The sequence below is a fragment of the Nocardia sp. NPDC004604 genome (assembly GCF_040609795.1).
In the GTDB taxonomy this organism is placed as follows: Bacteria; Actinomycetota; Actinomycetes; order Mycobacteriales; family Mycobacteriaceae; genus Nocardia.
The window spans coordinates 1-10209 of the sequence record NZ_JBEXLC010000222.1 but is presented as its reverse complement, the minus strand read 5'-3'; the positions used below and the strand labels follow the sequence as shown (position 1 = coordinate 10209).

Below are 10209 nucleotides of genomic sequence, written 5' to 3'. Positions count from 1 at the left end.
CGCGGACCCGCACCGTCGTCTAGTAGGACGACAAGCGTTACCGGACCTTCCAGCCCGGCCCGGTAACGCAGTCAAGCCCGGCACCAAGGTGCCGGGCTATTTTGTGCCCGTATCCGATTTGCCGCGCCTGCGCCGCGGCCCCCCTGGTGGAAGCTGAATCCTATTGGCTACCAGCCAAGTTCGTGATTGCTGCCAAGTTCGTGATTGTCTCAGCGCCCCGAGCGGCGCCCCAGGGGGACGCGCAATACCGCGTCGGTACCGATATCGGCGCCAGGGTGTAAACCGATGGAGCCGCCGAGTTCGGCGGTCACCAGGGTGCGCACGATCTGCAGGCCGAGGCGATCGGAGGATTCCAGGCTGAAACCCGGTGGCAGGCCGCGACCGTCGTCGCTGATGATCACGTCCAGCCAGCGTGCCGAACGCTCGGAACGGATTGTCACAGTGCCGTTTTCGCCGGAATCGAAGGCGTGCTCGATGGCGTTCTGCACCAATTCGGTCAGCACCATCACCAGGGGGGTGGCGCGTTCGGCGGAGAAGACGCCGAGCGAACCTGCACGGCGCACTTTGATTCTGGCGGTGTGCACGGTCGCCACATCGGCCATGATCGGCAGCAGCCGGTCTACGACCTCGTCGAGATCGACCTCTTCGTCCACCGACATCGACAGCATCTCGTGTACCGAGGCGATGGAGGTGACTCTGCGCACCGATTCGGTCAGCGCGACCTGCGCCTCCTCGTTCTCGGTGCGCCGCGCCTGCAGCCGCAGCAGCGCGGCGACAGTCTGCAGATTGTTCTTCACCCGGTGGTGGATCTCCCGGATGGTCGCGTCCTTGCTGAGCAGCGCGCGATCGCGGCGCTTGACCTCGGTGACGTCACGGACCAGCACCGCCGCCCCCGCCAGTTCGCCGTGCGGGCGCAGCACCAGGGTGCGCAGCAGCACGGTGGCACCGCGCGCCTCGACCTCCATCCGGCGTCCGGTGCGTCCGGCCAGCGCGGCCTGGATATCCCCGACGACCTCCTGCGCGTCGAACGGATCGGTGATCAGCGAGCGAGTGGTGACGGCCAGATCCTGGCCCGCAAGATCGGACTGCAGCCCCATCCGGTGGTACGCGGACAGCGCATTCGGACTGGCGTAGACGACGATGCCATCGGTATCGAGACGGATGAAGCCGTCGCCGGCGCGCGGGCTGGAATGTGTCGCGGCGCGGTCCTCGGTGGTCGGGAAGGTGCCGTCGGCGATCATCTGACACAGATCGTCGGCACAGGCCACATAGGCGACCTCCAGCGCGCTGCGCACCCGCGAACGCTGCAGATCGGTATCGCGGCTGAGCACGGCGATCACATCGTCACCGCAGCGCACCGGAATGGCCTCACGGATCGGGTGCACCGGATGCGGATGGTAGACGCCCTCGGCCTCGACCTCGCTATCCGCGCGCACGATCCTGCCGGTCATCAGCGCATCGAAAACCTGTGGGTGATCGGCCTGCGAGGCGATGCCACCCACCCGGTCCTCGGGATGAACAGTGGGCGCCGTCGTCGGGCGGCACTGCGCGACGCAGACGATATCTGCGCCGTCGGCAATGGGGCCAGCGCCGACCCACAGCAGCAGATCCGCGAAGGACAGATCGGCGAGCAGTTGCCAATCTCCGACCACCCGCTGCAGATGGTCAACGGCGACACCGGGCAGGTCGGTGTGTTCGGCCAGCAGCTCACTCAGTGTCGCCATATTCGGTCTACCCGCTCTAGATACTCGCTCCAGATACTAAGAGATGACAGCGATTAGGTGCCCGGCCTTGATCGCGTCGCCCGCTTTGACGCCGATCGAGGTCACCGTGCCATCGCTCTCGGCCAGCACCGGGATCTCCATCTTCATCGACTCGAGGATCACCAGCGTGTCACCCTCGCGCACCTCGTCACCCTCGGCAACGACGATCTCCTGCACAACCGACACCAGCTCCGAGAGCACTTCCTCAGCCATGACACCCCATTCGTTGGTTCGCTTGTATCCGCTGAAGGTACAGCCAACCACACATGGAACAATGACCTTCGATCAGAGTGCTCCCCGCGGACGCGGGGGTGATCCGCAGAAGGGAGACTACCGATGGGTAAGCGTGGTCGTAAGAAGCGCAGCCGCAAGGGAAGCGCAGCCAACCACGGCAAGCGTCCTAACGCCTGAGCCGTAACGAATACGAAAAACACCGAGGGCCAGCAACTTCCACCGGGAAGAACGTGGCGCTCGGTGTTTTTTGTGTCGCGGAGCTGTTTTCTGGTCCAGGGCGCTGAGCGCAACCAGGCGGGACTACTCGGTGGTCTCGACTCGCGTCACCGTGACGGAACGACGGATCTCCACGCTCAGCCGATCGCGCAGCGTATCCGGTGCCCGGTCGCCACCGCACTTGCGACTCAGCAGGCTCTTGATCTTCTCCTCGATGCCGTAGGCCTCGATGCACGGCGAGCAGTGCTCCATGTGGTGCTGCAGCCGCTCGCGCGTGGCCTGGTCGCACTCGTTGTCGAGCAACAGCCAGACATCGGCCAGTACCGCCGTGCAGTCCAACTCCATATCGGGGTCACGCTCTGTACTCACTGCTTGACCTCCTGGCGTTCCGCGCCGTTGCGGTTGAATCCACGTTCGCGCGCCACATCGGCGAGTAAACCCTTCAGCTGCTTGCGGCCGCGATGCAACCGGGACATCACCGTACCGATGGGAGTGCCCATGATGTCGGCGATTTCCTTGTACGGGAAGCCCTCGACATCGGCGTAGTACACCGCCATCCGGAACTCCTCCGGCAGCTCCTGCAGCGCGGCCTTGATGTCATCGTCGGGCAGCGCGTCCAGCGCCTCGACCTCGGCCGAACGCAGGCCGGTCGAGGTGTGCTCGGCGGTGGCCGCGAGCTGCCAGTCGGTGATCTCGTCGGTCGGGTACTGCGCGGGCTGGCGCTGCTTCTTGCGGTAGGAGTTGATGTAGGTGTTGGTCAGGATCCGGTAGAGCCAGGCACGCAGATTGGTGCCCTCTTTGAAGGATTTGAAGCCCTGGAACGCCTTGACGTAGGTTTCCTGAACCAGATCCTCGGCATCGGCCGGATTCCGGGTCATGCGCAGCGCGGCACCGTAGAGCTGGTCGAGCAACGGGAGCGCATCGCGCTCGAACCGCTGCACCAGCTCGGTATCGTCGACCGCGGCGCCGACCGCACCGTCGGTCACCACGTCATCGTCGCTCGTCACACCAATCCCTTCGATCGCCGTACCTGCCAAATCTACAGGCGCGGTCGGATCGAGTGGGAACCGAGCGTCCCCCGCGGCACCATCGACGTGCCCGAAGGCGGCAGCGGAGCGCAATAGCGCCGGGGGCCGAATGTGTCGCATATCCAGCACAGCTGACGCCACCGGGCGCTCTTCGAGCAGAACGGGCACCGACCTCTCCTTCACGTCGTACTGCTGTTTGGGGTTTCTGTATTCGCATGCAACATGCGGGTGCCCGACTGTGTTCCCACAGCGAACTCTGCACACCGAAAACGGTTTGCCGAACGGGGTTACCGCGCCGCTAGGGTGACCGCATGGCAGGAGCCTCGACCCCGGCGATCCGCACCCTGGCCAAGGCCGGTGTCGCCCATCGCGTGCACAGCTACAAACACGATCCGCGCGCCGAATCCTATGGCGCGGAGGCCGTCGACGCCCTCGCCGCCGAGGTCGGTGTGACGGCGGCGCAGATCTTCAAGACGCTGGTGCTCGAATTGTCGACCGGCGCACTCGCGGTCGCGGTGCTGCCGGTGCCGAATACCTTGTCGCTCAAGGCGGCCGCCGCCGCGCTCGGCGCGCCCAAGGCGGCGATGGCAGATAAGGCAAAGGCCGAGCGAATCACCGGTTACGTGCTCGGCGGCATCTCCCCGCTCGGCCAGCGCAAGCTGCTGCCGACCGTCGTCGATGCCTCGGCGCTGGCCTGGGACCGCATGTTGTGCAGTGCGGGACGGCGCGGATTGGAGATCGAATTGGCGCCAGCGGATCTGGTTCGACTCACCGACGCGGTCACCGCACCGGTCATATCGGGATAAACGGAATAAGCAGCACCGAGCCAGCAACATTTGTGCGTTACTGAACGGGCCAAGATCGTCCGACTCGAGGATGGGATGCGAAATGTCCGCGCGCCAGCGATTGTGCACCGTGATCGTCACCTTGTTCGGAGTTCTCCTACTCGCCCTCGGCCCGGTCGCGTTGTCCGCGCCGACGGCCACCGCCGCACCGGGCGGTCCCCTGGTGATCGACGTCAACGACTTCCCGTTCAACGAGCATGTCGTTGACGACGGGCCGAAGAAGGACGGCCCCCCGAAGAAGGATGAGCGAGCCGATAAGGCCGAGAAGCTGGGCGGCGGGCTCGCTAGCAAGGTCATCGACATGGCCGGCGGTATGGCCGTCCTGGCCGGCAATATCGTCAAGTGCGCGCTGAATATCGTGACGAACAGCGTGAAGTGCCAGCTCTGACTCGATGAACGGAGGGCCGGGCGATCACAGCAAGCTGATCTGCCCGGCCTTTTCCGTACCCGCCTGAATGTCCAAGGGCGCCAGCAACTCCGGGCCGTTATTGCGCACGCTATTGACCAGCGACGAAACCGGACGCGCCACAATACCCGCCACCGACTCGACGCTCGGCGTCTCGAGCAGCGCGGCCGGTGCCGGATGGTCCGGATCCAGCCAGGCAGCCCAATGCTCGCGCGGCATCGGCAGCGGCATCCGGTCATGGATGTGGGTGAGCTCGCCGACGGCGTCGGTGGTCAGGATGGTGCAGGACAGCAGCGGTTCGCTCGCCTGCAGCGAACGGTCCCGCCATACCGACCACAGCCCGGCCATATACAGCCGCGATCCATCGGCATTCGCCATGAAATAGGGATGTTTGGCGACCTTGCCCTTGGCTGCGGCATCCGGTTCGACCAGCCACTCGTACCAGCCGTCCATCGGTACCAGGCAGCGGCGGTACTTCACCGCATCCCGGAACGACGCCGTGGTCGTGGCCTTATCGGCGCGGGCGTTGAACAGCGGCTTCCCCTTCACCGGCACCCCGGGTTCGGCGACCTTGGTCCACACCGGGATCAGGCCCCAGCGCATCCGCCGGATGCGCAGCTTGGCCTCATCGTCCGGATGGTCGTGTTCGTGCCGCTCGACCACGGTGAGCACCCGGGTGGTCGGCGCGACGTTGTAGTTGGTGAACCCGCCGCCGTTGCCGGCAGGAGTCTCGTCGATGGCATCGAGCTCGACGGCGAGCCGACCGGGATCGGTAGTTGTCGCATATCTGCCACACATATCTCGATACTTCCACTAGGTGCCGACAGACTCGGGAAGAATTGATGATAGGTGGTGACCTGGTGAGAGTTGTGACATAGCATCATCTCGAGGGAATGGCCGTTAACTTATCTCGGGCAAGAGGAGAGACCCACCGTGACAACCATCGAGACCACCCCAGCGGCACCGGAGACGGCGCTGAAATCGGTCGATCCGGCCACCGGAGAGGTCATCGGCACACACACCATCGCCGATGCCGACGCGGTGCGCGCGGCCGTCGCCAAGGCCCGCAGTGCCGCCGCGACCTGGGGTGGACTGAGCTTCGATGAGCGGCGCAAACATCTGCTGCGCTGGTCGAGCCAGCTGGTCGCGGACTCCGAGGAATTCACCGCGCTGATCCACCGGGAGAACGGCAAACCGCTCGACGACGCGTTCCTGGAGTTGATGCTCGCACTCGAGCACATCGCCTGGGCGGCCAAGAATGCCAAGAAAGTTCTCGCGCCCAAGAAGATCGCCCCCGGGGCGTTCATGGCGAACTTCTCGGCCCGGCTGGAGCAGCGCCCGCTCGGCGTCATAGGCGTGATCGGCCCGTGGAACTATCCGGTCTACACCCCGAACGGCTCCATTGCCTACGCGCTCGCCGCGGGCAACGCCGTGGTCTTCAAGCCGAGCGAATTCTCCACCAGTATCGGCAATTTCCTCTCCGACGCGTTCAAGAAGGCCAATCCGGAGCTGCCGGAAGGGATCTTCGAAACCATCAACGGCTACGGCGCGACCGGCGCCGAGCTGGTCAAGTCCGGCGTGGACAAGATCGCGTTCACCGGCTCGACCGCGACCGGTAAGAAGATCATGGCCGCGGCCGCCGAATCACTGACCCCGGTACTGCTGGAATGCGGCGGCAAGGACGCGGTGATCGTCGCTGGCGATGCCGATATCAAGGCCGCCGCCGACGCGGTCGCCTGGGGCGCCACCGCCAATAGCGGCCAGACCTGCGCCGGAGTGGAGCGGGTGTACGTGGATCGTTCGGTTCGCGATGACTTCGTCGCCGAGGTCAAGCGCATCCTGATCGACATCAAGCCGGGCTCGGGCTCCGATGCCGCCTACGGACCGATGACCATGCCCAGCCAGATCGATATCGTGCGCCGGCATATCGACGATGCGCTGAACAGCGGTGGCACCGCGGTACTCGGCGGGCCGGAGTCGGTCAAGGGACCGTTCATCGAGCCGGTCGTGCTCGTCGATGTGGACGAGAGCTCCGAGGCGGTCGCCGAGGAGACCTTCGGCCCGACCGTCACCATCCGGACGGTGGACAGCGTCGACGAGGCGGTCGAGCTGGCGAACAAGTCCAAGTACGGCCTGTCCTCCGCGGTCTACTCGAAGAAGAACGGCCTGGATATCGCCCGTCGACTGCGCGTCGGCGCCACCTCGGTGAACTCCGTGCTCGCCTTCGCCGCCATCGCGGGCCTGCCCTTCGGCGGCGTCGGCGACTCCGGTATCGGCCGCATCCACGGCGAGCCGGGCCTGCGCGAATTCGCCCGTCCGCATTCGATCGCGGTGCAGCGCTTCGCGATTCCCGGCATGGCGCTGCTCAGCTACTCGCGGACCAAGTCCACGATGAAACTCCTGCGCCGCCTGGTCCCCATCCTGCACGGACGCCACAAGTAGGTTTGTGCGTCGGGCTCGTCTTTCCTGGCGAGCCCACTCACACCGTTAACCACCACCGAGCGAATCTCACGAGTTCGCGGCCGGTCTCAGGTCTCCGCCGAAGGCGCGGCCATCGAACTCAGCCGAGCCATCGAAGCGCATACGACTCAGCAGCGATCTCAGCCGCTGGCCAGGCATACCTCCAGCGCCGAAACCGCCCGCCCTCAGATGACCACCACGGAGCGAGTCTTACGAGCGACCGTTCGCGGCCCGTCTCGCGTCCGAGCCGAAGGCTCGGCCATCGAACTCAGCCGAGCCGTCGAAGCGCATGCGACGAAGTCGCAAGTCTCGACGGCTCGGACGCGAGGCCCACCCGTCGCCCGAACACCACCCCCCATCGAATCGCTACGCGATGCTGAATCTTCGGGGCCGCGAACCCGCCGCGCCGCAGGCGCGGCAAATCCAACACCGCCCGTGTGTCCAGGTTCGCGATGGGCGAAGATGGACGGGTGAGTTTCTGGCCAGCGCCCCATGTCGATGTACCCGTGCACGCGACCGTGACCCTGCCCGGATCGAAATCGATCACGAACCGGGCCTTGATCCTGGCCGCGCTCGCCGAGGGCCCTTCGACCATCTCCGGCGCGCTGCGCAGCCGCGATACCGAACTCATGATCGGCGCGCTGCGGGCATTGGGCGCTCGGATCGAGGGCGATGGGGACACGCTGACCGTGACGCCAGCGCCGCTGCACGGCGGCACCGTCGACTGCGGGTTGGCGGGCACCGTCATGCGGTTCCTGCCGCCGGTCGCGGCCCTGGCCACCGGCGATGTCGCCTTCGACGGTGACGAGCAGGCCCGGGTCCGCCCGCTGGCCACCATCCTGGACGCACTGCGTCGGATCGGCGCGGATATCGAGGGCGACGCACTGCCGTTCACCGTGCACGGCAAGGGTGCCCTGCGCGGCGGCGCGGTCACCATCGATGCCTCCGGATCGTCGCAGTTCGTCTCCGGTCTGCTGTTGTCGGCGGCCCGCTTCGACGAGGGCATCGTGGTGCACCACAACGGCAAGGCGCTGCCCTCCATGCCGCATATCGAGATGACGGTGGAGATGCTGCGGCGCGCCGAGGTCGCCGTCGAGGCACCCATCGATAGCCGCAAGGCCCAGACCTGGACCGTCGCACCCGGCCCGATCCGCGCGGTGAACTGGGATGTGGAGCCGGATCTGTCCAATGCCACGCCCTTCCTCGCGGCGGCCGCCGTCACCGGCGGCGAGGTCCGCATTCCGCATTGGCCGCGCCTGACCACCCAGCCCGGTGACGTGATCCGGGAGATCCTGGTGCGCATGGGCGCCGAGGTGACCCGCTTCGACGGCCTGCTGACCGTGCGCGGCCCGGAACGGCTCGCCGGTATCGATATCGATCTGCACGATGTGGGCGAGCTGACCCCGACCGTGGCCGCCCTTGCGGCACTGGCGGATTCGCCGTCCCGGCTGCGCGGCATCGCGCACCTGCGCGGGCATGAGACCGATCGGCTCGCGGCCCTTTCCACCGAGATCAACCGGCTCGGCGGCAATGTCACCGAGACCGAGGACGGATTGGAGATCACCCCGGCCCCGCTGCACGGCGGCAACTGGCATTCCTACGCCGACCACCGAATGGCAACCGCCGGTGCGATTCTCGGACTGAAGGTGCCGGGTGTGGCGATCGAGGATATCGGCACCACGGCCAAGACGCTGCCCGGATTCGTCGGCCTGTGGGGGCAGATGCTCGATCCGACGCTCTCGAGTCAGGGAGCGGCCCGCTGAGAAAACGCGAGTACGACGAGTCGGATGTCCGGGTACGCCCGGGCAGATCGTCGCGTCCACGCACGAAAACCCGTCCGCAGCACAATGATGCGGAGTCGGCCATGGTCATTTCGGTGGACCGCGGTCGTTGGGGTTGTGTGCTCGACGGCGATCCGGACAAACTGATCGTCGCCATGCGGGCCAGGGAACTCGGCCGCACCCCGATCGTCGTCGGCGACCAGGTCGACGTGGTCGGCGATCTCTCCGGAAGACCCGATACGCTCGCGCGCATCGTCCGCGTCGCGGAACGCCGAACGGTATTGCGTCGCACCGCCGATGACACCGATCCCTTCGAGCGGATCGTCGTCGGCAATGCCGAACAGCTCTTCATCGTGGTCGCCCTCGCCGACCCGCCGCCGCGCACCGGTTTCGTCGAACGGGCCATGGTCGCCGCATATGCCGGTGGGCTGCAACCGATTCTGTGTCTCACCAAACACGATCTGGCGGCCGAATCCGAATTCGCCGCCGCCTTCGACGATCTCGACCTCACCATTATCTACGGCGGCATCGACGACCCACTCGATCCGGTCCTCGAGTTGCTCACCGACCGTCTCACCGCCTTCATCGGCCACTCCGGCGTCGGCAAGTCGACACTGGTCAATCGTCTTGTCCCCGATGCGGATCGAGCCGTCGGCGAGGTCTCCGGCGTGGGCAAGGGCAAGCACACCTCGACCCAATCCGTCGCCCTGCCACTCCCCGGGGGCGGCTGGGTCATCGACACGCCCGGTGTCCGCTCCTTCGGCCTGGCCCATATCACCCCCGACGATGTCATCGCCGCCTTCACCGATCTGGCCGCCGCCATCGAGGACTGTCCGCGCGGCTGTACCCACCTCGGTCCGCCCGCTGATCCGGAATGCGCATTGGACGCATTGCCCGGCAAAGAACGTCGCGTGGCGGCCATCCGGCTCCTGCTGACCGCACTCAACGCCAACGACTCCTGGTAGCCGCCGAAATCTAATGTCCGTCGGGCTGTTCCGGGGCGAAGGGCCATTCCTCGAAGCGGGTGCACCGACCGTCGGAGTCGAACCGCAACACCCACAGATCACGCCAGCGCGAGAGCGTATCCCACCGATACTCCACGCTCACTCGGACAACGGCGGTCGAATCCTGCACCGCGACAATCTCGGAGACCATCGTGAACGCTTCATCGGGCCCGCTGCGCTCGGCCTCCCAGAACACCCCGAGCGGTTCGAGACCGACAATGGGATCCGCCCACGGCGACACCAGATATTCGACATCGCCGGTGAACAGCTCGCCGAGCAGTCCGGTGCCCGGCGAGCGCCAGGCCCGTTCGTAACCACCGACCCAATTCTCGATAGCGTCCCGATCCACGCCTCGAAGCTACTCCGCCGCACCGTCCCTCGTGGCCGTTAGCGCCGGATCGCCCGATTTCGTACCGTCCCAGCTCACCGAGGGCAAAGTCGACGCCGTCCTCGGTAGCACCGCGTCGACGCC

11 protein-coding genes are annotated in these 10209 nt (G+C 66.1%); 5 read left to right on the top strand and 6 right to left on the bottom strand.

Translation table 11 applies throughout. The features are described 5' to 3' along the window. Positions 1 to 209: 209 nt before the first annotated feature. The 4 genes from ABZW16_RS41125 to ABZW16_RS41110 all read right to left on the bottom strand — a co-directional run bounded on the left by ABZW16_RS41125 (position 210) and on the right by ABZW16_RS41110 (position 3202). The gene (locus ABZW16_RS41125; RefSeq protein ID WP_354961572.1) at positions 210 to 1724 is read right to left on the bottom strand and encodes a histidine kinase N-terminal domain-containing protein; all 1515 of its coding nucleotides are present in this window, start codon (positions 1722 to 1724) and stop codon (positions 210 to 212) included. Between the two features lie 36 nt (positions 1725 to 1760). Further along, positions 1761 to 1976 carry a biotin/lipoyl-binding carrier protein gene (locus tag ABZW16_RS41120; RefSeq protein WP_354961571.1) on the bottom strand — a complete coding sequence of 72 codons (216 nt, stop codon included), beginning with the start codon at positions 1974 to 1976 and terminating at the stop codon, positions 1761 to 1763. 321 nt (positions 1977 to 2297) lie between these two features. Then, positions 2298 to 2558: a mycothiol system anti-sigma-R factor gene (rsrA, locus tag ABZW16_RS41115; RefSeq protein ID WP_354961574.1), complete on the bottom strand. Its 261-nt coding sequence runs from the start codon at positions 2556 to 2558 to the stop codon at positions 2298 to 2300. 20 nt (positions 2559 to 2578) lie between these two features. After that, positions 2579 to 3202 carry a sigma-70 family RNA polymerase sigma factor gene (locus tag ABZW16_RS41110; RefSeq protein WP_245567342.1) on the bottom strand — a complete coding sequence of 208 codons (624 nt, stop codon included), beginning with the start codon at positions 3200 to 3202 and terminating at the stop codon, positions 2579 to 2581. A 350-nt stretch (positions 3203 to 3552) separates the two neighbouring features. Here ABZW16_RS41110 and ybaK point away from each other — a divergent pair, with 350 nt between their 5' ends. After that, complete coding sequence (gene ybaK / locus ABZW16_RS41105) at positions 3553 to 4047, top strand: Cys-tRNA(Pro) deacylase (RefSeq protein WP_354961570.1); 495 nt, start codon at positions 3553 to 3555, stop codon at positions 4045 to 4047. A gap of 82 nt (positions 4048 to 4129) precedes the next feature. Beyond that, complete coding sequence (locus ABZW16_RS41100; RefSeq protein ID WP_354961569.1) at positions 4130 to 4474, top strand: hypothetical protein; 345 nt, start codon at positions 4130 to 4132, stop codon at positions 4472 to 4474. Positions 4475 to 4498: 24 nt separating this feature from the next. Here the strand turns inward: ABZW16_RS41100 and ABZW16_RS41095 are convergent, their stop codons facing one another. Then, positions 4499 to 5290 (bottom strand): SOS response-associated peptidase, encoded by a 792-nt coding sequence (locus ABZW16_RS41095; protein WP_354961568.1) that lies wholly within the window; start codon positions 5288 to 5290, stop codon positions 4499 to 4501. A gap of 135 nt (positions 5291 to 5425) precedes the next feature. Here ABZW16_RS41095 and ABZW16_RS41090 point away from each other — a divergent pair, with 135 nt between their 5' ends. The 3 genes from ABZW16_RS41090 to rsgA all read left to right on the top strand — a co-directional run bounded on the left by ABZW16_RS41090 (position 5426) and on the right by rsgA (position 9698). Continuing rightward, a complete protein-coding gene (locus ABZW16_RS41090) occupies positions 5426 to 6934 on the top strand; it encodes an aldehyde dehydrogenase family protein (RefSeq protein WP_354961567.1) in 1509 nt (502 codons plus the stop codon). A gap of 470 nt (positions 6935 to 7404) precedes the next feature. Then, positions 7405 to 8715, top strand: coding sequence for a 3-phosphoshikimate 1-carboxyvinyltransferase (gene aroA / locus ABZW16_RS41085; RefSeq protein ID WP_354961566.1), 1311 nt, complete (start codon positions 7405 to 7407; stop codon positions 8713 to 8715). Next, positions 8712 to 9698, top strand: coding sequence for a ribosome small subunit-dependent GTPase A (rsgA, locus tag ABZW16_RS41080; protein ID WP_354961573.1), 987 nt, complete (start codon positions 8712 to 8714; stop codon positions 9696 to 9698). The genes aroA and rsgA overlap by 4 nt, the downstream gene beginning before the upstream one ends. A 10-nt stretch (positions 9699 to 9708) precedes the next feature. On the opposite strand, the gene ABZW16_RS41075 is transcribed toward rsgA, so the two are convergent. Then, entirely contained in the window at positions 9709 to 10086 is a 378-nt protein-coding gene (locus ABZW16_RS41075; protein WP_354961565.1) for a nuclear transport factor 2 family protein, read from the bottom strand. Positions 10087 to 10209: the final 123 nt, after the last annotated feature.

Coding starts and splice junctions, on each gene's coding strand:
- ABZW16_RS41095 (WP_354961568.1), bottom strand. CDS start 5,290: ATGTGTGGCAGATATGCGACAACTACCGATCCCGGTCGGCTCGCCGTC.
- aroA (WP_354961566.1), top strand. CDS start 7,405: ATGGGCGAAGATGGACGGGTGAGTTTCTGGCCAGCGCCCCATGTCGAT.
- rsrA (WP_354961574.1), bottom strand. CDS start 2,558: ATGGAGTTGGACTGCACGGCGGTACTGGCCGATGTCTGGCTGTTGCTC.
- ABZW16_RS41120 (WP_354961571.1), bottom strand. CDS start 1,976: ATGGCTGAGGAAGTGCTCTCGGAGCTGGTGTCGGTTGTGCAGGAGATC.
- ybaK (WP_354961570.1), top strand. CDS start 3,553: ATGGCAGGAGCCTCGACCCCGGCGATCCGCACCCTGGCCAAGGCCGGT.
- ABZW16_RS41100 (WP_354961569.1), top strand. CDS start 4,130: ATGTCCGCGCGCCAGCGATTGTGCACCGTGATCGTCACCTTGTTCGGA.
- ABZW16_RS41125 (WP_354961572.1), bottom strand. CDS start 1,724: ATGGCGACACTGAGTGAGCTGCTGGCCGAACACACCGACCTGCCCGGT.